This window comes from Paraburkholderia sp. HC6.4b (genome assembly GCF_014200875.1).
Classification (GTDB): Bacteria; Pseudomonadota; Gammaproteobacteria; order Burkholderiales; family Burkholderiaceae; genus Paraburkholderia; species Paraburkholderia tuberum.
In genome coordinates this window covers 16,251-36,442 of record NZ_JACHDC010000037.1, presented here as the reverse complement: position 1 = coordinate 36,442, position 20,192 = coordinate 16,251, and the positions used below count along the sequence as shown (strand labels likewise).

Annotated in this window: 18 protein-coding genes, 2 tRNA genes and 1 riboswitch; of the genes, 12 read left to right on the top strand and 8 right to left on the bottom strand. The window is 61.1% G+C overall.

Annotated elements, in window-relative coordinates; translation table 11 throughout:
* Positions 1–457 precede the first annotated feature (457 nt).
* From HDG34_RS37580 to HDG34_RS39695, 4 genes are all read left to right on the top strand, one after another.
* The gene (locus HDG34_RS37580; protein ID WP_184068778.1) at positions 458–763 is read left to right on the top strand and encodes a DUF4148 domain-containing protein; all 306 of its coding nucleotides are present in this window, start codon (positions 458–460) and stop codon (positions 761–763) included.
* A gap of 384 nt (positions 764–1,147) precedes the next feature.
* The gene (locus HDG34_RS37575) at positions 1,148–1,504 is read left to right on the top strand and encodes an HPF/RaiA family ribosome-associated protein (protein ID WP_184068775.1); all 357 of its coding nucleotides are present in this window, start codon (positions 1,148–1,150) and stop codon (positions 1,502–1,504) included.
* Between the two features lie 126 nt (positions 1,505–1,630).
* Positions 1,631–2,602: a Tim44 domain-containing protein gene (locus HDG34_RS37570; protein ID WP_184068772.1), complete on the top strand. Its 972-nt coding sequence runs from the start codon at positions 1,631–1,633 to the stop codon at positions 2,600–2,602.
* A 120-nt stretch (positions 2,603–2,722) separates the two neighbouring features.
* The gene (locus HDG34_RS39695) at positions 2,723–2,986 is read left to right on the top strand and encodes a hypothetical protein (protein ID WP_409259755.1); all 264 of its coding nucleotides are present in this window, start codon (positions 2,723–2,725) and stop codon (positions 2,984–2,986) included.
* A 362-nt stretch (positions 2,987–3,348) separates the two neighbouring features.
* Here HDG34_RS39695 and HDG34_RS37565 read toward each other — a convergent pair.
* Positions 3,349–3,473: transfer RNA gene (locus HDG34_RS37565), tRNA-Thr, on the bottom strand.
* A 105-nt stretch (positions 3,474–3,578) separates the two neighbouring features.
* Here HDG34_RS37565 and HDG34_RS37560 point away from each other — a divergent pair.
* The 4 genes from HDG34_RS37560 (at position 3,579) to HDG34_RS37545 (ending at position 8,030) form a co-directional block, all read left to right on the top strand.
* Positions 3,579–4,913, top strand: a complete 1,335-nt coding sequence (locus HDG34_RS37560) for an integrase family protein (protein ID WP_184068769.1) — start codon at positions 3,579–3,581, stop codon at positions 4,911–4,913.
* A gap of 455 nt (positions 4,914–5,368) precedes the next feature.
* Positions 5,369–5,572, top strand: a complete 204-nt coding sequence (locus HDG34_RS37555; RefSeq protein ID WP_184068766.1) for a DNA-binding protein — start codon at positions 5,369–5,371, stop codon at positions 5,570–5,572.
* Entirely contained in the window at positions 5,569–6,042 is a 474-nt protein-coding gene (locus HDG34_RS37550; RefSeq protein ID WP_184068764.1) for a hypothetical protein, read from the top strand. The genes HDG34_RS37555 and HDG34_RS37550 overlap by 4 nt, the downstream gene beginning before the upstream one ends.
* 113 nt (positions 6,043–6,155) lie before the next feature.
* The gene (locus HDG34_RS37545; RefSeq protein WP_260321466.1) at positions 6,156–8,030 is read left to right on the top strand and encodes an AAA family ATPase; all 1,875 of its coding nucleotides are present in this window, start codon (positions 6,156–6,158) and stop codon (positions 8,028–8,030) included.
* Positions 8,031–8,704: 674 nt separating this feature from the next.
* On the opposite strand, the gene HDG34_RS37540 is transcribed toward HDG34_RS37545, so the two are convergent.
* The 6 genes from HDG34_RS37540 to pepN form a co-directional block, all read right to left on the bottom strand.
* Positions 8,705–10,492: an AIPR family protein gene (locus HDG34_RS37540; protein WP_184068761.1), complete on the bottom strand. Its 1,788-nt coding sequence runs from the start codon at positions 10,490–10,492 to the stop codon at positions 8,705–8,707.
* Positions 10,493–11,196: 704 nt separating this feature from the next.
* A tRNA-Thr gene (locus tag HDG34_RS37535) sits at positions 11,197–11,272 on the bottom strand.
* A 74-nt stretch (positions 11,273–11,346) separates the two neighbouring features.
* Complete coding sequence (locus HDG34_RS37530) at positions 11,347–12,363, bottom strand: class 1 fructose-bisphosphatase (protein ID WP_090801408.1); 1,017 nt, start codon at positions 12,361–12,363, stop codon at positions 11,347–11,349.
* 85 nt (positions 12,364–12,448) lie between these two features.
* A complete protein-coding gene (locus HDG34_RS37525; protein ID WP_090801406.1) occupies positions 12,449–12,901 on the bottom strand; it encodes a HigA family addiction module antitoxin in 453 nt (150 codons plus the stop codon).
* Between the two features lie 16 nt (positions 12,902–12,917).
* Entirely contained in the window at positions 12,918–13,199 is a 282-nt protein-coding gene (locus tag HDG34_RS37520) for a type II toxin-antitoxin system RelE/ParE family toxin (RefSeq protein WP_090801404.1), read from the bottom strand.
* Positions 13,200–13,398: 199 nt separating this feature from the next.
* Positions 13,399–16,095, bottom strand: coding sequence for an aminopeptidase N (gene pepN / locus HDG34_RS37515; protein ID WP_184068759.1), 2,697 nt, complete (start codon positions 16,093–16,095; stop codon positions 13,399–13,401).
* Positions 16,096–16,428: 333 nt separating this feature from the next.
* Between pepN and HDG34_RS37510 the strand changes: the two genes are divergently transcribed.
* The gene (locus HDG34_RS37510) at positions 16,429–17,121 is read left to right on the top strand and encodes a DUF4136 domain-containing protein (protein WP_184068756.1); all 693 of its coding nucleotides are present in this window, start codon (positions 16,429–16,431) and stop codon (positions 17,119–17,121) included.
* A gap of 1 nt (position 17,122) precedes the next feature.
* Here HDG34_RS37510 and HDG34_RS37505 read toward each other — a convergent pair whose 3' ends face one another.
* Positions 17,123–17,695, bottom strand: coding sequence for a TMEM165/GDT1 family protein (locus HDG34_RS37505; protein WP_184068752.1), 573 nt, complete (start codon positions 17,693–17,695; stop codon positions 17,123–17,125).
* 11 nt (positions 17,696–17,706) lie between these two features.
* A riboswitch (yybP-ykoY riboswitch) is annotated at positions 17,707–17,919 on the bottom strand.
* Between the two features lie 494 nt (positions 17,920–18,413).
* Here HDG34_RS37505 and HDG34_RS37500 point away from each other — a divergent pair.
* Genes HDG34_RS37500 through HDG34_RS37490 form a run of 3 tightly spaced genes read left to right on the top strand, consistent with a single transcriptional unit; the run spans position 18,414 to position 20,191 of the window.
* Positions 18,414–19,139 carry a beta-ketoacyl synthase chain length factor gene (locus HDG34_RS37500; RefSeq protein WP_184068747.1) on the top strand — a complete coding sequence of 242 codons (726 nt, stop codon included), beginning with the start codon at positions 18,414–18,416 and terminating at the stop codon, positions 19,137–19,139.
* On the top strand, positions 19,123–19,917 hold the full coding sequence (locus tag HDG34_RS37495; protein WP_184068744.1) for a 1-acyl-sn-glycerol-3-phosphate acyltransferase: 795 nt from the start codon (positions 19,123–19,125) through the stop codon (positions 19,915–19,917). The genes HDG34_RS37500 and HDG34_RS37495 overlap by 17 nt, the downstream gene beginning before the upstream one ends.
* Positions 19,892–20,191 carry a phosphopantetheine-binding protein gene (locus HDG34_RS37490; protein ID WP_090801395.1) on the top strand — a complete coding sequence of 100 codons (300 nt, stop codon included), beginning with the start codon at positions 19,892–19,894 and terminating at the stop codon, positions 20,189–20,191. Before HDG34_RS37495 ends, HDG34_RS37490 begins: the two co-directional genes overlap by 26 nt.
* The last annotated feature ends 1 nt before the right edge of the window (position 20,192 follow it).

The following is a 20,192-nucleotide window of genomic DNA, read 5'->3' as shown; positions in this document are numbered from 1 at the left end:
CAGACGCTCGGCTGGGACTCCCCCGAGGAAGCAATGGCTAAAGAGTTAGAGAAGGCTGGATTAGCTAAACGTTGCACTTGACTCTTGAGACTGCCCCACCACGACTGCGCAGGTCGCGGCCAGCGGCATGACGAATGCGCGTGACGGCAGCCTGCACTTAGCCGCGCAGACCGGCATTCCATCCCCCTTCCAGTATTAGCGACAGTTTCATTGCATTCTTGCGCCGGGGCGAATTCGTTTCGCTCCGGCGTTTCGTCGTTTGTAATTGCTTTGCGCCGCGAGGTACCCCGATGACGTTGCAGATGCGGAAAGTATCTGTTGGGTGAAAGGTGATTGTAATGATGCGTTAAACCGATAAACTGGCTTCAACGACTAAGCACACAGGCTTCCGCCCCAGCGGTCGTTGTTTCGCTAACCCAGTATTTTCTGTTTCTGAAATTAAATTGGAGAATTAACCATGGCTAAAACATTCATTCCGGTTATCGCACTCGTTTCGGTCCTCGTTCTGCCGACGATTGCATCCGCTAACAGCAACGGCCCCCTCACCCGTGAGCAAGTGCGCGCGGAGCTGGCCCAGCTGCGGCAAGCGGGCTACGACGGCAACCACGGTGACGCGCACTACCCCACGCACCTCCAGGCCGCGCTGAAAAGCGTGGCGGCTCAGCAGGCACTCAGTGGCCACGGTGGCGTGAAATCGGGCTCGGCCGCTTCCGGCGCACCGACCCAGGTGGCCTCGGATCATTCGATCTACAAAGGAAGTTAATGGGCTATCAGCCGGATGGCCGGGCGCTTTCGACTGCCCGGCCCGGTGACCTCCGGCGAGCGGCATCGTCGCCGCTTCATCGTCTGCAACCGGGCCTGCATTCAGCCGCGCATACCGGCATTCCATCCCCTTCCAGTATTAGCGTTTCATTGCATTTTTGCGCCGGCGCGAATTCGTCATTCGCTCCGGCGTTTCGTCGTTTGTAATTGCTTTGCGCCCACTGGGGTGACGTTGCAGACGCGACAAGTATCTATTGGGTGAAAGGTGATTGTAATGGCGCGTTAAACCGATAAACTGGCTTCAACGACTAAGCACTCAGGCTTCCGCCCCGGCGGTCGTTGTTTCGCTAACCCGTTTTTTCTTTCTGTTTCTGATGGAGGTCTCATGCAAGTCCTGTTCAAGTCCTGCGACATTGAAGCTGCACGCTTGCGCAGCTTTGCGCGCCAACGCACCCAGTTTGTGTTCCGCCGGATGGCCTGGCTGGTTTCCCAGGCCACCGTCAATCTCTCCGACGTCAACGGCCCGCGCCGCGGACTCGATAAGCGTTGCCAGGTGCAGGTGCAGGTGCCCGGTGCGAATCCGGTCGTGGTGACGTCGATTGCGAAAGACTGGCGCGGCGCCCTCGATCTCGCGCTTGCCCGCGCCGTTTCTTCGATCGTCCGCAGGCGCCAGGCGCGCGTCGCGAGGCGCCGCGCGAGTCAACGCGAGTGCACCTGGAGCGCTGAGCCTGATGCCGTCTAAGCAAGCCATGCTTGCACGGCTACGGTGGCATCGTACGAGCGGTATTGCTCGCTATTTGCGGTCCGCGATGGAAAGACGCGTTCGGGCGACCTTCGCGAGTTTCTGTCCTACACGAAAGAGATTCTTATGTATTCGCACACAATCAATCAGTTGCGACGCCTTGCGAGTGTCGTGACGCGTGGTGCAGCTGTCCTGGCCATGGCGCTAGTGCTCGTCGCGGGCACTGTCGCATCCAACCATGCCGAAGCGAAGCGTATTGGCGGTGGTAGTAGTGTCGGCCGCCAGTCGCAGACGGCGTCGCCGTCCGGGCAAGGCCAACGGAGCCAGCAAGCTCAACCGGCGCAGCAGGCCGCGCCGGCGGCCGCTGCCGCGAAGCCAGCCAACCGCTGGATGGGCCCGCTCGCCGGCCTGGCCGCAGGACTCGGCATTGCCGCGCTGATGTCGTCGTTGGGGCTGGGTGAAGGGCTGGCCCAGATGCTGTCGAACGTAGTGGTGATCGGCCTCGTGATTGTCGCCGGCATCATGCTGTTCCGCTTCATTGCCAACCGGCGCCGTCCGGATCTCGCTTATGGGCACGACGCGGCGAACGGGCAGCGCATGAACGGCTCCTTGCTCATGAATCAGAGCGGGCAGGCGGCGCCTGAGACGAATTTCGGTGCCTGGCCGCGCACAGTGATGAATCCCGCCGCAGCGGCACAAACAACGACAGTGCCGGGGCTGCCTGTCGGGCTCGATCAGGCGGTCTTGCTGGCATCGGCCAGGACCTTGTTCCTGCGTCTGCAACGCGCCTGGGACCAGAACGAACAAGGCGACCTTTTCGAGCTGACAACCCCGGAAATGTTCGCGGTGATCAAGCGGGACCTGGAAGATCGGGGCAACCAGCCGAGCCATACGGAAATCACGCAGCTGGACGTGGAATTGTTGAGCACGGAACACAATGGCAGCGAAACACTGGTTAGCCTTCGCTTTCACGGCCAGATGCGGGAAGACGAGGACGCGCAGACGGCGCAACCGTTTGAGGAGGTCTGGAACATCGTGGGCCACGAGCATGGCGACCCGGCCTGGCGACTGGCGGGGATACAGCAGATTGGCCGTTAGCATCGAGCGCGGTCGGAACCGGCAGCGGCTCGCTGCCGGTTAGCCCACAAGCGCTATTGCGCGACTCGCAAACGGCAAAAAGACCAAAATCCGACGTCACACAAATCTGGGACTCATTTTATGCGCCGAGACTACTTTTCTCTTTGCCTGGCCACTGTCACGATGACATGCTTGCTAAGCGCTTGCGCGGCCTCGCCGCCCAGCAGCCCGTCACCCGTTGTCGGTGCAGATCGCGATGCACATGGTTGTATTGGTTCGGCTGGGTATTCCTGGTGTGAATCCACGCACCAATGCGAACGTCCTTGGGAACTCGCCAGGCAGAAGGGTTTCGCGCTCTCCGCAGAACAGTTTGCTCACTACTGCACGACTGGATCAGCCGATTGATCAATGACTTCAATGCGCGGATGCGTCAACGGTGGCCTCGGGCGAGCAGCGTGCATGCTCGATAGAAATCGGCTTGGCCCCACTTGTCGGCACTGGCAGATTTCCTGATTATGCCGGCAGGAGGCTGTGTCGCATCCCCATCTCAAGGCGGCCATTCGGCCGACGGACAAGCAAACGGCAGAGCAGGGTCGAACTCGGCCAGATGCGCCAGGCTAGGCTCGGCCGACAGTTCGTGAAATATTCGAGAACCTGGCCGTCCGAAAACACATCTAGTTGACGTGAAATGCCTACGCAGCGCCTACACAGGCTCCAGAAAACAAAAAGCCCAGTCGCGAGGACTGGGCTTTTTGCTTGAAACTTGATGGTGCCGGAAAGAGGAATCGAACCCCCGACCTTCGCATTACGAATGCGGGCGAGTTGGGATTTATCGGCGTTGACTTAAGATGATGTAACCGAGAGAATCCTTTACTGGTGCTGTATTCGCGGCATGTTGTTCGCATATTCGCGTTGACCAAAGTTGATTGATCACCCCATAATCGGGTTACATGGCGGTTACATGGAATCGTGTAACCCGGTTCGGAGGGTGTTAGCGATGGCAAAAGTCAATTTCACGGCGGCGCGGGTAGATGGACATAGCTGCCCCGCTGGCAAGTCCCAATCGTTCATATGGGATGCCAAGGCGTCGGGTTTGGGCCTGCGTGCGACGGCGAGCGGCGCGAAGTCCTACATCTATCAGGGCAAGATTCACGGCGGCACAGTGCGCGTCACGATTGGCGACCCGAAGGACTGGACTATCGAGAAGGCGCAGAAAGAGGCGCGCCGCCTGCAAACCCTCGTTGACGCTGGTAAAGACCCACGCGAACATGCCGCCGAGCAACGCGCCGCCCATGAGGCCCGCAAGGTGGATGCGCGCCGCCGGTCCGCGACCGTGGCCGACGCATGGTGCGACTATCTCCAATACTTGCGCACGGCAATTTCCCCAAAAACGAAGAAGCCGCGTTCGGCGCGTTACCTTGCCGACCATGAGGCACTAGCTGCGCCCGGTGGCGAGCCGTTGAAGCGAGGCAACGGAGTAACCGTGCGCGGGCCGCTTGCGCCGCTAATGGGGCTCAATCTATCGAGCCTCACGGCAAAGACTGTAGCGGCATGGCTGGCGGACGAGTCGCGCGAGCGCCCGACCAATGCGGCGCACGCTTATCGCCTCTTGAAGGCTTTCATTCGTTGGTGCGGCGGACAAGACGAGTACGCGGGAACCATTGCGACGGATGCCTACGACTCGCCAAAGGTAACAGCGGTGCTACCTCAAAGTAAGGCGAAGGAGGGCGACTGCTTGCAGCGCGAGCAGCTACCGGCTTGGTTCGCCGCCGTCCGCCAGCTTGGCAACCCGGTTATCAGCGCGTACCTGCAAGCCCTGCTGCTGACTGGTGCACGCCGCGAGGAAATGGCCGCGCTCAAGTGGGCTGATGTGGACTTCCAGTGGCGAAGCCTGCATGTGGCCGACAAGGTGGAGACCGAGACGGGCCGGCTTATTCCGCTCACGCCTTACCTTGCCTCCCTGTTGGCCGCCCTGCCGCGTCGCAATGAGTGGGTGTTCTCCAGTCCCGCCGCCGCTGATGGCAAGATTGCCGAGCCGCGCATTGCGCACAATCAGGCGCTGGCCGCTGCCGGATTGCCTCATGTGACTCTGCACGGCCTGCGCCGGTCATTCGGCACGCTTTCCGAATGGTGTGAGGTGCCTGTTGGCGTGGTGGCGCAAATCATGGGGCATGCCGCGAGCGCACTTGCCGAGAAACATTATCGCCGGCGCCCGCTCGACCTGTTACGCAAGTGGCACGACAACATCGAGGCATGGATGCTTGAACAGGCAGGCATCGATTTTATGGCGGACGTTGCTGCGCCCGGGCTGCGTGTTATTTCGAACCGGTAGGTGTGGGGCGAGGGGGCGCCGTGCAATTTGCGACGCGTGTAACGCCTGAGTTTCACGAACGCATTCGAGCTATCGCGGCGTTCGATGCCTGCTGCTAGCAGACCCTTAGCCGCGCCGATTTGCGGGCCGGCTGGCGGTGGCAAGGCGGCGCGAGAACCCCCCGGCCCCGGGGGTCTGACGGGGCGGCTTCCAACGCGCTCCCCTATACGCATCGACCCCCGCGCCGAAAAAATTTGAAAATTGGGCCGCACCTATGGCCGTCCAAAAAATTTGAGAATTCACACGGGTCGAGCCCGATAGTCCTATTTCCGCAAACGGGTACGCAACGCATGACGACAAAAAGCGGGCGCAAAACGACGCCGGCAGTGCATCCGCGACTTCAATCCGCTCGATCAACGAAAGTAGGCATCCTAAATAGATACCGTGCTCCTCATCGCTCACACAAAGAGGAACACATGGAACTCCAACCCGCACAAAGCTCCCGCCGGTTTCTTACGACCGACGAACTGGCCGAACGGCTGAACGTCCGTGCGCGCTCGATCCACAAGCGCTACAGCCAGACCGGCGCTTATTTCAGCGTTCGCCCCGTCAAGCTCCCGAATCGCCGCCTTTGCTGGCCCCTCGATGCCGTCGAACAATTGACGGGAGCCGCAGCATGAGCGCCGCCCTTCCGCTTCTGGAATCCGGCGCAGCGCACATGCCTATGCGCGAAGTGAAGCGACGGGCGGCCGCCGTGCTGCGCGCGTATCCGCAACTGACTATTGGCGGTTGTTGGGGTGGGCGACGAGTGGCCGCCACTGGCCGCGACTTCGACTATGAACAGGTGCAGATGGTGATTCGGTTCCTTCTGACTTTCTGCGAGCGCCGAAAGACGTTCAACGAAAAAGCCAATTCGTATCGCCTGAAGCACTGTGTAGAGAACTGGGCGGACGAAATGGGTATGCCGATGTGGATTTCGAACGGCGCGTTCATTCTCGCCGCGCTGATCTGCGGCTACAGGGACCAGCACTGCGGTATCGGTAGCCCCAACTGCACATTCGACATGAGCGTCGGCCCAGAGGTGCACCGTTACGACTGGCATGTGTACGGGCGCATTCCGGGTGTATTCACGAGAATGAAGTTCAGATAAAAAAGACCCCGGCATTTGAGGCCGGGGGCGTCCATTCATATTGCCAAACTAAAATGATTAGCAATACAGAATATAAAGGTGCGGCGTCGCGGCCGCAACCCGAACCCGCAACCATGCTCGACCATGCGCTCGCCTACGCCGCACGAGACATGCACGTGCTCCCGTTAGAGCCGAAGGGCAAAGCGCCGCTTGGCCGGCTTGTGCCGAACGGCAAGAACGATGCGACGTGCGACCCCGAAATTATCAAACGGTGGTGGGGTGCCGTGCCGGACGCGAACATCGGCATCAGTTTCGCTCCGTCCGAGCTTGTCGTCGTCGATATCGACCGCCACGAAGGGAAAGCGAACGGCTTTGACACACTTGCGGCGCTCGAAGCGGAACACGGGCCGTTGATTTCGCCGCTCGTCGTGCAGTCGGGCGGGGGTGGCGAGCACCGCTATTTCCGCGTGCCCGGCGGCGCGCATTTGCCCGGCAAGGCGGCCCGGGGAGTCGACCTACTGCATAAGGGCTACGGCGTGGTGCCGCCGAGCATTCATCCGAATGGGACGCCCTATAGTTGGATGCCGGGCTGTAGCCTCTTTGACGCGCCGGAGATACCGGTGTTGCCGGAATGGGTGTACGCACGCCGCCCCGAGCCAAAAAGCGCCCCTAAGCCCGATTCTGACCGGCTGCCGGACGAAGTGGCGCGCGCTCTCTCCGCTCTATGTTGGCTCGATGCCGGCTGCGATCGCGACACATGGATTCGGCTCGGCATGGCCGCAAAGGATGCCGGCGTTCCCTTTGAAGTGTTCGACGCGTGGAGCGCAACGGGCGCCAACTACACGGGCGAAGACGATTGTCGGGTCGCGTGGAATTCGTTCAACGGCGATAAGGCGCGGCGCGTGACGGCCGCGACGCTGTTTCATGAAGCGAAGAAAGCGGGCTGGACTGACCCGGCAAAAGCGCGAGACTTTCAAGAAACGGATGCAGCACGCTTTCGTGTTCTGTCGGCCGATGACTTGGCGAACGCGCCGCCGCTTCGCTGGCTTGTGCGCGGCGTGCTGCCGGCGTCGGGGTTGGCTGCGCTCTACGGCCCTTCGGGCTCGGGCAAATCATTTCTCGCGCTCGATCTGTGCGCGGCGATTGCGGGCGGCGAGGATTGGTTCGGGCGGCGCGTCGACACCGCGCCTGTGTTGTATGTGTGCCTCGAAGGCGAGGCCGGGATGGGAAAGCGCGTCGCCGCATGGCGCACACACAACGGCCGGGCTGTGCCGGAGCAGATTGGGTTCATTACGCAATCGTTCGATCTTCGCAGCCCGGCAGATATTGACGACCTGTGCGGAGCGGTATTGGCGGCCGGCTTGCGCGACGGGGTGCTCGTAATCGACACATTGAACCGGGCCGCGCCGGGCGCCGATGAAAACGCGAGCACGGACATGGGCACGCTGATCGAAGCGTGCAAGGAAATTCAGCGCGTAACCGGCGGCGTGGTGCTGGCGGTACATCACACGGGCAAGGATGCGGCCAAGGGCCTACGCGGCCATAGCAGCCTGCATGCGGCGCTCGATGCGGCTATCGAAGTGAAGCGGGACGGCGACCGCCGCGAATGGTCCGTAGCAAAGAGCAAAGACGATGCGGACGGCGCGTGCAATCCGTTCCGGCTTGAGTTGGTCGATCTTGGCGAAGATGAGGACGGCGAGGCCGTTACGTCGTGCGTAGTCGCGCCCGATCACAGCCCCGCTAATGCTGGCCGGCGTGCGCCGAAGGGAGCGATACAAAAAATCGTGCATGAGGCGATGCAACTGCTTCTGCTCGTGTCGGAACACGACGGCGAGGGGTGCGCACCTGCCGGCCGTCCCTGCGTGCGAAAAGACGACGCGGTGACAGCACTCGCTAGTGATATGACCTGCGAACTAAAGCGCCGCAAACCCGAGGCCCGCCGCGCGCTCGATGCATTAATAGGGGCCGGTCACTATGCAGAGTTCGACGGATGGGTTTGGGAAATTTGAACCCCAAGGACGAGACGCAAAGACGCCACCCCTAAAGGGGTGGTGCGTCTTTTCGTCCTTTCGTCTTTGTTATGGGCTGGAAATAAAAGACGCAATTTCGTCCTTTTCGTCCTTTGCGTCTGGGTCCGGTAGCGGGCTCGGGCGCGTTTCTTTTTCCGAAGAGGTTGGTTATGGCATCGACAAACGCCGCTCGACTGGAGCGGCACAAGGCCCGACTTCGGGCGGCGGGATTCAAGCGCCTATCGGTTTGGGTCTGTTCGGACCTTACGGCGGCGCTCGCGGCCGAACGGCGGCCGGGTGAATGCGGCGGCCGCACGCTGGAGCGGTTGCTATTGGGCGCGGCAGCGAAGCGGCCGGAGTACTGGACAAAAGAGGAGCGGGAAGCTCGAAAGCGAATCGACCAACAGTAACAAGCTACGCGCGCGCTCGTAAGTGCGAACACGCCCTCTTTCCATCGGGCAGAAACCGACCCGTTACAGTTATTCGGACCGCTGCTCAGGCAATGACCGGTCTCGAAGCCTAAAGGGTCTGTCGGAGGATCAACTACTCCGATATGTGATCCGAAGCTGGCGTAGGTTGTCGCATACTAACGCCCGGCTGTCGCCCGCCAGCTCTACTCATGCGGGCCCTCCCGCTCGTTTCAGACTGGCCGTAGGATTCGTTTTGGTGAGTTACTACGCAACCGCTGGAGTTTCCGACGCAGGTTTTATCTCAGCGATAAATCGCGACAAGTCGCCTCTAAACGACGGGCTATATTCAAACCTAACATCAAGTATCCGGATCTTAGCCTCGCCTGTTTGATTATCAATATACGCTCTACGTTTGGGGCCAAATTTCTCAATCTGACGTTGGCCAAACTCATTCCACCGCTGCTCTAGCAATGTAAGATTCTGTTCAGTCTGCACTGCGTTGGAATCAAAATTCGCATAGAACAGCTCAGCGTACAAAAATATCTTGGCATAAATATTCTGGTCTCTCGGCTCGTGCGCACCACTCTTCCCACGCACAACGCCAAATAGACTTAACCCAACGGCGGCACGATCAAAATGCTCAAGCTTATTTAGATCGACATCAGAAAATTTATTTCTCTTGAATAATCGACGCTCAGAGCCCTTATCTATTTGGCCATTTGCGGCATAGTAAACGCGCCAAAAAAGATTTCTCTCAATGACCTTCTTCGCGTCGACATACCCATCGTTTATACCTGCTGAAAATTCGCCGCGCTTTCTCTCATAAAGCAAGCCATAACGTTCGAAGACAAGCTGTTGAACTTTTATGTGAAACTGCTCGTTTGCAAATCTGTCCGCGTTTATTACGGGGGTCTGTTTGTTTGTTGCGTTTGATATTTCGTCGATTAGCTCCAGCTTCGAGGTTTGCGATTCGTTATCGAACAGCGTGATAACTTTCAGCAAAACCTCTTTGTTTTTGAATACATCTTCTGCCTTCTCTGGGTTCTCACTCAATATTCTACTCAGAGTGAATGACGTCTGGCCACCGTTGATAATTTGAGGATTCCGAATCCAAAGCTGCGCCTTGTTCTTTTGCCCAATCTTCTCGTTGATGTTCGTCTCATCAGAAAGCATTGTGATGCCGTTGTTGAAGAGCGAGAATTCGTTAGTATCGGATTGGACGATGGTGTCGCGAATTGATGCATTTACGGCATGACCCTCAAATTCCAAATAACTTCTGGGATTATACTTAAGTATGGAATTTCTATATTTATCCATTAATTTTGCCACTTCGATAGTGGGGACAAATAAAGCCGTTATTTCGCACTCTCCATACTTGGTTGAGACGTTGTAACTGATCTTGCTCCCTGCATTTTTGTTCGACAAATCGATTGGAATAACGATATCTGAAGCCGTATAATAGGTTCCCGTGATAACGGGAAATACGAGCTCCTCGTACGTCTTCTCAAAATTGAAGACCTCCGCTGCGTAGCCGCCTGTGAGCTTCATTAGGCGAGACGGCGTGATATTCCTGAGGTTAGCGAGAATTATAATTCGGTAAGAAAACCGCCCAATATCGGGAAGTGATGATATTTCGCGTTGGAGTTGCTTGATTTTACCGTTATACTCCAAACCCGCTTCATCAGCGGTCTCCCCTTCCATAATTCGGGGAATATCCATCATGAGCAATTCTTCAAGCTCAATTTCTTTCGATTCAAAATTCTTTTCATTTATCCTGAATTTGGATTGGATGAAATAAATTGTTTTTGCTTCAGTATCGATATAATACCCATCGATACCTCCATCCCCGCTGGCATCAGTTATTGTTCGCTCACGCGCCGAGAAGTCCGATATCCCGAACATTACTTTCATATACAGATGAATAAACGCTCGCGCTCTTGCTTGGTTAATTTTTTCGATGTCCGTACCGTCCGGGCGATATCGGGACCATTGTTGAGAGGGCGCCTCATTTCGGATCTGGTCAAGGATGCGAATCAGAGTTTCATATCTCATTTTTTTGCTTTCTCAAGAATGACTGGTCGTTGGATTTTCATCGATTAGGCTTTTTAGGGAGCGAACTTTTGTAACCTTAGCCTGACAAATCTTAGCCGAAAGATTATCGGTAGAGTAGTAGCGTCTATGTTCACGCGATAGCTCGAAGATGACCGAACTCATGTCTACTCTGGCTGAATCCCCCAACGGCAGCTTTGGGAAGTTGATCGGTCTTCCGAAGCATGGCTTTGAGGGCCGGGCAAGCGGCGGCAATTGGCCCGCCTGCTGCCCGACGCGTACGCCCCCAAAGCGACACGAAGCGGTGTGCGCGGTCGTCGTGTGCGGGCTCACCGGCACGGCGGCAACCTTTTCTTTACGGCGTGAAGCGGATTCGCGCGGCGCTCGCATACCGGGCACAACGAAAGGCGGAACAGAAATGGGCTTTAGGATGAACGTGAGCGGCTCACGGTCCAGCGCCGGGGGCAGATGTGCGGCGAAAACGGCTGCATGCGCTTTGGTGACGGCCGCGACGTGTGCATAACGCGGTCCGCATTCACGCGTGCCAATGTCGCCGACCTCAGCCGCTGGGGTTGGGTGACCCTGCGCCTTTCGGGCAGAGAGGACGTGTCGACTCGCGTCGACCAAATCCGGTTACACAGCGGTTACATGGCGCCCAGAAAGCAAAAAGCCCAGTCGCAATGACTGGGCTAAGTGCTTGAATCTGTTGGTGCCGGAAAGAGGAATCGAACCCCCGACCTTCGCATTACGAATGCGCTGCTCTACCGTCTGAGCTATTCCGGCATCAGGAGAAACGAAATTATAGGGACTACTTTAGTGCCTTGACAAGCCCCTTGAGGCATTTTTTTCTTTCGAGATCACTTCTTCGCTTCGAGGTGATAGCGGGTCACGCGATCGACCTCGTTCTTCGAGCCGAGGAACACCGCGACGCGCTCGTGCAGGCTCTTCGGCTGGACGTCGAGAATGCGCTTCTCGCCGTTGGTTGCGGCGCCGCCCGCCTGCTCGACGATGAACGCCATCGGATTCGCTTCGTACATCAGACGCAGCTTGCCCGGCTTGTCCGGCGTGCGCTTGTCGGCCGGGTACATGAAGATGCCGCCGCGACTCAGGATGCGATGCACGTCGGAGACCATCGACGCGATCCAGCGCATGTTGAAGTCGGCCTGACGCGAGCCGTCCTTACCCGCCTTCAGCTCGCCGATGTATTGCTGAACCGGCGGATACCAGTGGCGTTCGTTCGACGCGTTGATCGCGTACTCGCGCGTTTCGACGGGAATGCGCATGTCGCTTTGCGTGAGCACCCACGAGCCGAGCTCGCGATCGAGCGTGAAGCAGTTCACGCCGTTACCGGTGGTCAGCACGAGCACCGTTTGCGGGCCGTACACCGCATAGCCCGCGGCGACCTGCTGCGTGCCCGGCTGCAGGAACGATTGCTCGGTGGCCTGATGGCCGTCCGGGCAGCGCAGCACCGAGAAGATCGTACCGATCGACACGTTCACGTCGATGTTCGACGAGCCGTCGAGCGGATCGAACACGAGCAGATATTCGCCCTTCGGATAGTTGGCCGGAATCGGGAAGAATTGTTCCATCTCCTCGGAGGCCATGCCCGCGAGGTTGCCGCCCCATTCGTTCGCCTCGAGCAGAATTTCGTTCGAGAGGATGTCGAGCTTCTTCTGCACTTCGCCCTGGACGTTTTCGCTGCCCGCCGAGCCGAGCGCATCGCCGAGCGCGCCCTTGCTGACGTGGTAGCTGATCGCCTTGCACGCGCGCGCGACGACTTCGATCAGCAGGCGCAGGTCGGCGGGCAGGTTGTTGGTTTCGCGCTGCTGCTCGATCAGGTACTTCGTGAGAGTGGTACGACGTTGCAAAGACATTGCTGTACTCCGGAAGGCTAGAAGAATGATGGGATTTTAACCGCTCGTTTGTGTCGGCTCCGTGCTTTTGGTCGCACGGCCGGCTTCAGGTCTTGCGGCGCGCCTTGGCCGAGACGGTGCCGCTGACGCTGGCCGCGAGGGCCGCGGCTCGGGCGTGTCCGGCCGGCACGCGGGGCAGTTTCGGGCGCTCGGCGCGCGGCATCGGTTCGATTTCCCGTTCGATCTGCTCGCCGGCGGCGGCAGTGGCGACGCGCAGGTCGTAGGCGATTTGCAGATTGAGCCAGAACTGCGCGCTGGCGCCGAAGTAGCGCTCGAGCCGCAGCGCGGTATCGGCGGAGATTGCGCGGCGGCCGCGCACGACGTCGTTGATGCGCGGCGCCGGCACCCGCAGCGCGAGCGCGAGCGCGTTGACGGACATGCCGAGCGGCTCGAGGAACTCGCTGCGCAGAATTTCGCCCGGATGGATCTCGGCAATGGCCGCGCCCGTATCGATGTCGGAGAAATCGATGCTGTTGAGCGCGGAGCGTTTGATGACCATGTCGGTCTCCCAGTAGTCAGTGATAGTCGATGATCTCGACATTCAGCGCGTCCTCGCCGACGAAGTGAAAACAGATGCGCCACTGCGCATTGATGCGGATGCTCCATTGCCCGCTGCGCTGACCTTGCAAGGCTTCGAGCCGGTTTCCGGGCGGCGCGTGCAAATTCGAGACGGAGCTCGCGGCGTCGATCATCAGCAACTTGCGATGCGCTAGCGCCTGGATCGAGCGTGGTAACGAATGCACGAACCTGCCCTGGAAAATTCTTGCGGTGGCCTTGTCTGCGAATGTCGTGATCATCGAATCGTATAACGTACCGCGTTAAATGTAAACCATCAAACCTGTACGTATACTTTCTGCCCGGCGAGGTCCGATGAACAGTCGGCCAAACGGCTAACGGCGCGACACGAGCGGCGTGAACGCAGCTGAAAACAACGCGAAAAAAAAAGCCGGCAACGCGTGCCGGCTTTCCGATGTGACTCGGGAACTCAGAGAGGCATCACGCCAACGCCTTCTCGACGATCTCGCGCACGTCGCGCGACTTGACCTGTGCGGCCACTTTCTCGAGCGCCGCGCGCATGCTGTCGCGCAGCGCCGGCGTGAAGCGTCGCCACAGTTCGAGCGAGCGCGCGAGGCGCGCGGCCACCTGCGGATTGAGCGCGTCGAGCGCGATCACCTGCTCGGCCCAGAATGCGTAGCCGGAGCCATCTGCCGCGTGGAACTGCGCGGGGTTGGCCGCGCAGAAGCTGAAAATCAGCGAACGCGCCCGGTTCGGGTTCTTCAGGTTGAAGGCCGGATGCGTCATCAGCTTGCGCACCGTATCGATCACCGGATGTCGTGCGCCGCCGCGCTGGGTGGCCTGCAACGCGAACCATTTGTCGATGACGAGCGGCTCCTTCTCGAAGCGTCGATAGAAGTCGTCGAGCGCGTGCTGCGCCTCGGGGCTGCCGCCTTGCGGCGCGGCCGCGTTGAGCAGTGCCGACAGCGCGGCCGCGCGGTCGGTCATGTTGTTCGCGGTTTCATATTGCGCGGCCGCGAGACGCACGGCGTCCGCGGAGTCGTCGAGTTCGGTCAGATACGACAGCGCCAGATTCTTCAGCGCGCGATGACCGGCGGCCTCGGGCGTCGTTTCATAGGCGCCCGGCGTGCGATGCTGCTCGTAGACCTTCAGCCAGTCGTCACGCAGCGCATTCGCGAGGCGCTTGCGCACGAACTGCCGTGCCGCGTGCACAGCGGCCGGATTCGATTCGGCCATCTGCTCGGCCAGATACGCTTCGGACGGCAGCATCAGTGCGAGCTCGCGGAACGCAGGCGACAGCGTCTCGTCGGTCAAAACGCGCGCGAATGCGGCGACGACCGAGTCGTCGAACTGCAGCGCCGCGCCCGTGGCCGCGCGCGCGGCCAGCGCGAGCAACTCGCGCGTGGCAAGCCGCTGGCCGGCTTCCCAGCGGTTGAACGGATCGCTGTCGTGCGCGAGCAGGAACGCGAGCTGTTCGCCCGTGTAGTCGTATTCGACGATCACCGGCGCCGAGAAATTGCGCAGCAGCGACGGCAGCGGTTCCTGCCCGACGTTGACGAACGTGAAGGTCTGCTCGGTCTGCGTGAATTCGAGCACGCGCGTGGTCGACTCCGACGCCTTCGCCTCGCCGTCGAGCTGCAGCGGCAGATCGCGGCCGTCCTTGCCGATCAGACCGATCGCGAACGGAATCAGCAGCGGCCCCTTCTGCGTTTCGCGCGCGGCCGGCACGGCATCGCCGTAGCCCTGGCGCAGTGTCACGCTGTAGCGCTGCTGCGCGGCGTCGTAGCGCGTGCGCACCGACACGCGCGGCGTGCCGGCCTGGCTATACCAGCGCTCGAACTGCGCGAGGTCGCGGCCGTTCGCGTCGGCGAGCGCGTGACGGAAGTCGTCGCAGGTCACGGCCTGGCCGTCGTGACGCTTGAAGTACAGGTCCATGCCGTTGCGAAAGCCGTCGCGGCCGAACAGCGTCTGATACATCCGCACGACTTCCGAGCCTTTCTCGTAGACGGTCATCGTGTAGAAGTTGTTGATCTCGACGTAGCTTTCCGGGCGCACCGGATGCGCCATCGGGCCCGCGTCCTCGGCGAACTGCATCTGGCGCAGCACCCGCACGTCCTCGATGCGCTTGGTCGCGCGCGCGGCTTCGTCGGTGGCGCCGCCCGCCATGTCGGCCGAGAACTCCTGGTCGCGGAACACCGTCAGGCCTTCCTTCAGGCTCAGCTGGAACCAGTCGCGGCAGGTCACGCGATTACCGGTCCAGTTGTGGAAGTACTCGTGGCCGACCACCGCCTCGATGTTCGAGAAGTCGGTGTCGGTGGCCGTTTCGGGGTTCGCGAGCACGTACTTCGTGTTGAAGATATTGAGCCCCTTGTTCTCCATCGCGCCCATGTTGAAGTCGCTGACCGCGACGATCATGAAGCGGTCCAGATCGAGCTCGAGCCCGAAGCGCTGTTCGTCCCAGCGGATCGAGTGGATCAGCGAATCCATCGCGTGACGGGTCTTGTCGAGATCGTGCGGCTCGACCCAGACCTGCAGCAGCTTTTCCTTGCCTGAGCCGGTCTTCACGCGTTCTTCGAGCGCGACGAGCTTGCCCGCGACGAGCGCGAACAGATAGCTCGGCTTCCTGAACGGGTCTTCCCAGCGCGCGAAATGGCGGCCGTTGGGCAACTCGCCTTGTTCGAGAAGATTGCCGTTCGACAGCAGCACCGGATAGTCGGCCTTGCTCGCGCGTAGCGTGACCGTGAAGCTCGCCATCACGTCGGGGCGGTCGAGGAAATAGGTGATGCGGCGAAAGCCTTCGGCCTCGCACTGTGTGAAGAAGTTGCCGCTCGACACATACAGCCCCGACAGCGTGGTGTTTTCCGCGGGATTGCAGATGCTGGTGAGGGTCAGCTCGAAGCTGTCCGGCACGTCGTCGAGCAGCAGGCCGTGCTCGTGGGGGTGCGCGTTCGGGAATGGCTTGCCGTCGATCGCGGCGCTGACGAACTCCAGTTGCTCGCCCATCAGTTCGAGATGCGCGGCGCGCGACGCATCCGGGTTGCGGCGAACACGCATCGTGTTCCTGACGACCGTGCGTTCGGGGACCAGATCGAACTCCAGCGCGACGGTGTCGATCAGGAAGGCGGGCGGCGCGTAATCGGCGCGGCGGATCAGATTGGGCGTTGCGGTATCGGCCATGGCGTTCTGTGGTGGTGTACTCGAGCGGTCGGGCGCGCAAACGGCGCGCGAGCCGGGCTTGGTCGACTCATTGTACAAAGCCTCGGGCAATCGTGCGGAAGGGAAGGGGGCCGAGTCTCGGCGCCGGGTAGCGCTGCCGCTTTCGACGGACAGGGGAAGAACCTTTTACCGGCTGGCGAGGTCAGCGTATTATCGGGCGCCGCGCGTGGCGGAGCGCCGGCATCGTCCGCCGGGCAGCGGATCGCGCGACGGAATAATCTCGAGTGAAGCAGAGTTTCAACTGAAGCAGAATAGATGCAATCAGATGCAATCAGAGGCATCACGAGGCAGACCATGAACATCGATCGATGGACCCGCCGCGTCGCGCTGCTGTTCGTCGCGCTGGCGGCGCTGCTGTCCGGCTGCACGACCTACGTGACCACGCAGGTCACGGCGTTCTCGGACTGGAGCGGAAGCGACGCGACGCGCACCTATGCGTTCACGCGGCACGAGGATCAGAAGAACAATCTCGAACTGAGCGCGTACGAGCGGATCGTCGCGAACGAGCTCGCCTTGCACGCGTTCCGCGAAGTCTCGCACGACGACGCGCGCTATCTGGTCGAGCTCGCCTATGGCATCCGCTCGGACATCGTGACCGTCGCGCAGCCGGTCTACTACAACCCGTGGCCCGGTCCTTACTGGGGCCGGCCGTTCGATACGTGGGGACCGTGGGGGCCTTTCCCGGCGACGTACGTGAACCAGAGCTATCCGGTGTTCACGCATCTGCTCGGCATCCGGATCACCGAGCGCGCGAGCGGCCGGGAGGTCTACAACGTCACGGCGCGCAGTGTCGGCGAGGAGTCGTCGCTGGTGCGGGCAATGCCATATCTGGCGCGTAGCGCGCTGGCTGATTTCCCGCTGGCCAACGGCGCGGTGCACACCGTGAAGATTCCGCTCGGCGGTGGCGGCGCGGACGCCAACGAAGTGTCGCTGCCGGCGGCCATGCCCCCCGCGGGCGCGGCGTCGGCGCCGAAGGCCGCGCAGTAGCTCAGACCCCGACCCCGAACAACGCCATCGCGCCCAGCACGACGAACATCACCGCGGCGATGCCGTGCACGAGCCTGGTCGGCAGACGATGCGCGAAGCGGTCGCCGAGCAGGATCGCCGGCACGTTCGCGATCATCATGCCGAGCGTCGTGCCGCCCACCACGCCGAAGAAATCGTGAAAGCGCGCGGCGAGGGCGACCGTCGCAATCTGCGTCTTGTCGCCCATCTCCGCGAGGAAGAACGTGACGACCGTCGCGCCGAACACCCCGAAGTGCGTGCGGTTCGTGTTGGCTTCCTCTTCGTCGAGCTTGTCGGGCACGAGAATCCACAGCCCCATGCCGATAAACGACGCCGCCAGCGCCCAGCGCATGATGGTCGGCGTCAGCATCGAGCCGAGCCACGCGCCGAGCGCGCCGGCTCCTGCGTGATTGATCAGCGTCGCCGTGAGCACGCCGATAATGATCGGCACGGGCTTGCGATAGCGCGCGGCCAGCACGAGCGATAGCAGTTGCGTCTTGTCGCCGATCTCGGCGAGCGCGACCGCTCCGGTCGAAATCAGAAAAGCTTGATTCACGTTGAATGGATTCCTCGGGCCGAAGATGAACGAGCGACGACCCACGACACGCCGGGCCCTGTTGCGGCGCGTGTGGATCATCGGTCTCGCCAGGCCAGAGGCTGCGACTGCCATGGCCGTGCAGGCCAAGTCTGTTGACAGGCGCCCCCGCGAACCACACGTGCGACGCACCGGCGAAGCGGTGCGGACGTGCCGCGGGGCGGCTACTCCCCAATGAGGGCCGGAGTATAGCAGGCGCGGGCGCATCGTTGCCACGAATGTTGTTTGCACGCACGACGCGGCGTCGGTGTTTTCGCTCTGCGGTGCATTCGAAGAAAGACGAATGAAAGGTTTTTCGTCGGTTCCGGCGGCGTTGTCACGCCAGCGCCGACGCACGAGATCGCCTTCCGGTGCGTCGTCGCGGCCGGTTTTGTCAAATCGTCTAACAATGTGTTGCGTGACAGGCGCGGATACAGATGGATACGTCTTTCCTCGCCGATCTGATTCAAAATACCCGGTACTATTCGGCCACAAAAGGAGCCTGAGCCGCTATCCACTGCACCGATTGTCAGGGGCGCCTGACAAATCGGGCCCGATCGCCGGTGCTGCATTCCCTGACTGGCAGACTGGTCGGTCCCGGGCTGGAACTTCCCGATCCGCGCGGCGGCGCTCGCCGTGACGGCTGTGTATTCCGTCAGGCGCTCGAGCCCCTTCCCCGTTTCCACGCGCGAACACCAATATGCCCGATCTGCACTGGACCATTCCGGTCGGTCGCTGGTCTAGCTGGCCGGCTACCTCGTCTGCCGCACCCGATATCGGCTTCATCGAGCCGATCGTGCGGCGGCGTCTCAGCACGCTGTCCAAGCTGGCGCTCAAGGTCGCGCACGACTGCGTCGCGCAGGAACCCGCGCGCGTGGTGTTCGCTTCGCGGCACGGGGAGTTGCGGCGTACCACCGACATCCTGCGCAGCATCAGCGCCGGCGAGCCGGTATCGCCGACCGCCTTCAGCCTGTCGGTGTTGAACGCGATGACCGGCGTGTTCGGGATTGCGCGCGGCGACCGATCGGCCGCGAGCGCGGTATCGGCTGGAGCGCAGACGCTCGGCTATGCGCTGCTCGAAGCGTACGCGCAATACGCGACGCAACCGGATGCGCCGGTGCTGCTCGTATATGCCGACGAACCGGCCGATCTCGCGTACGGCACGATCGAAGACGAAGTGCACGGCGGTGCGATCGCGATATTGCTCGACAAACATGCGTCGGCTGGGCAGGTTGTTTGCTCTTTGACCCGCGCTGACGAGGAGGTAGCCGAGCAACGCGGCGACCCGCGATCCGCGTTGAGCGACGCCCCGAGCTTTCCGACTCAGAGCCAGGCGCTGCTGTACTGCCTCGAAACCGGCCAGCCCGCGCGCTGGCAGCGCGCCGGTGCGCTGTGGCACTGGAGGTGGGATGAGCGCGCGGCTTGATTACGCGTGGCGTTTTTGCGCGACTGGCCTCGCTTTCGTCGGGTTCGGCGTGTGCGGCGTGCTGTTTTCGGTACTCGTGTTTCCGCTCGCGTGGCTGTGGCCGCATCGCGCGTCGCGGCAGCGCGCGGTGACCGTCGTGATTCACCGGTTTTTCCGCGCGCTCGTCGCGGTGCTGCGCGGTCTCGGCGTGATGGAACTCGAAGTGTCCGGCGCCGAGGCGTTGCGCGCGGGCGGGCCGGCGATCGTCGTCGCGAATCACCCGACTTACCTCGACGTGATGGTTCTGCTGTCGTTGACGCCGCGCGCGTGCTGCGTCGTGAAGCACGCGCACTGGCACAACCCGTGTTTCTGGGGCATCGTGCGCGCGGCCGAATACGTGAGCAACGCGGACGCGATCGCGCTCGTCGAGGCCGGCGCGAAGCAGCTCGCGGCCGGCTATACGATGATCATTTTTCCGGAAGGCACGCGCAGCCCGGCGCCGAACCGGCTGCACGCGTTCTCGCGCGGATTCGCGCACATGGCGCTGAAGGCCGGCGCGCCGATCGTGCCGGTATTGATGGATTGCGATCCGCCCGCGTTCACGCGGCAGATGCGCTGGTACGACGTGCCGGCGCGCGCTTTCCGGATGCGCGTGAACGTGCTCGCGCCGCTTGGCGTCGCCGAGCTGGCCGCGCATGACACCACCGCGGCCATCGCGGCGCGCAGCGTGACGAATGCCGTAGAAGCCCACATTACCCAGCACCTGTTCGACTATGGATTCTTTAAAACTGGAAATTAAAAAGCTTCTGATCGAAGCCCTCGATCTCGAAGACCTGAGCCCCGCCGATATCGACGACGACGCCCCGTTGTTCGGTTCCGACGGCATCGGTCTCGATTCGATCGACGCGCTCGAAATCGGCATCGTGCTGCGCAAACAATACCAATTGACCATCGTGGCGAACGACGAACGCACGCGCGAGCACTTTCGCTCGATCAACACGCTTGCCGCGTTGGTCGAGAGTCAGCGCGAAGCGGCGCACGCTGCGAACGAAACCGCAAGGAAGGGAGTTTAAT

What these genes read in the sequence shown, in the direction of transcription:
- HDG34_RS37555 (WP_184068766.1), top strand. Translation starts at nt 5,369, where the DNA reads ATGGAACTCCAACCCGCACAAAGCTCCCGCCGGTTTCTTACGACCGAC.
- HDG34_RS37545 (WP_260321466.1), top strand. Translation starts at nt 6,156, where the DNA reads ATGCTCGACCATGCGCTCGCCTACGCCGCACGAGACATGCACGTGCTC.
- HDG34_RS37560 (WP_184068769.1), top strand. Translation starts at nt 3,579, where the DNA reads ATGGCAAAAGTCAATTTCACGGCGGCGCGGGTAGATGGACATAGCTGC.
- HDG34_RS37525 (WP_090801406.1), bottom strand. Translation starts at nt 12,901, where the DNA reads ATGGTCATCAAACGCTCCGCGCTCAACAGCATCGATTTCTCCGACATC.
- HDG34_RS37580 (WP_184068778.1), top strand. Translation starts at nt 458, where the DNA reads ATGGCTAAAACATTCATTCCGGTTATCGCACTCGTTTCGGTCCTCGTT.
- HDG34_RS37490 (WP_090801395.1), top strand. Translation starts at nt 19,892, where the DNA reads ATGGATTCTTTAAAACTGGAAATTAAAAAGCTTCTGATCGAAGCCCTC.
- HDG34_RS37570 (WP_184068772.1), top strand. Translation starts at nt 1,631, where the DNA reads ATGTATTCGCACACAATCAATCAGTTGCGACGCCTTGCGAGTGTCGTG.
- HDG34_RS39695 (WP_409259755.1), top strand. Translation starts at nt 2,723, where the DNA reads ATGCGCCGAGACTACTTTTCTCTTTGCCTGGCCACTGTCACGATGACA.
- pepN (WP_184068759.1), bottom strand. Translation starts at nt 16,095, where the DNA reads ATGGCCGATACCGCAACGCCCAATCTGATCCGCCGCGCCGATTACGCG.
- HDG34_RS37520 (WP_090801404.1), bottom strand. Translation starts at nt 13,199, where the DNA reads ATGATCACGACATTCGCAGACAAGGCCACCGCAAGAATTTTCCAGGGC.
- HDG34_RS37500 (WP_184068747.1), top strand. Translation starts at nt 18,414, where the DNA reads ATGCCCGATCTGCACTGGACCATTCCGGTCGGTCGCTGGTCTAGCTGG.
- HDG34_RS37530 (WP_090801408.1), bottom strand. Translation starts at nt 12,363, where the DNA reads ATGTCTTTGCAACGTCGTACCACTCTCACGAAGTACCTGATCGAGCAG.
- HDG34_RS37495 (WP_184068744.1), top strand. Translation starts at nt 19,123, where the DNA reads ATGAGCGCGCGGCTTGATTACGCGTGGCGTTTTTGCGCGACTGGCCTC.
- HDG34_RS37575 (WP_184068775.1), top strand. Translation starts at nt 1,148, where the DNA reads ATGCAAGTCCTGTTCAAGTCCTGCGACATTGAAGCTGCACGCTTGCGC.
- HDG34_RS37550 (WP_184068764.1), top strand. Translation starts at nt 5,569, where the DNA reads ATGAGCGCCGCCCTTCCGCTTCTGGAATCCGGCGCAGCGCACATGCCT.
- HDG34_RS37540 (WP_184068761.1), bottom strand. Translation starts at nt 10,492, where the DNA reads ATGAGATATGAAACTCTGATTCGCATCCTTGACCAGATCCGAAATGAG.
- HDG34_RS37510 (WP_184068756.1), top strand. Translation starts at nt 16,429, where the DNA reads ATGAACATCGATCGATGGACCCGCCGCGTCGCGCTGCTGTTCGTCGCG.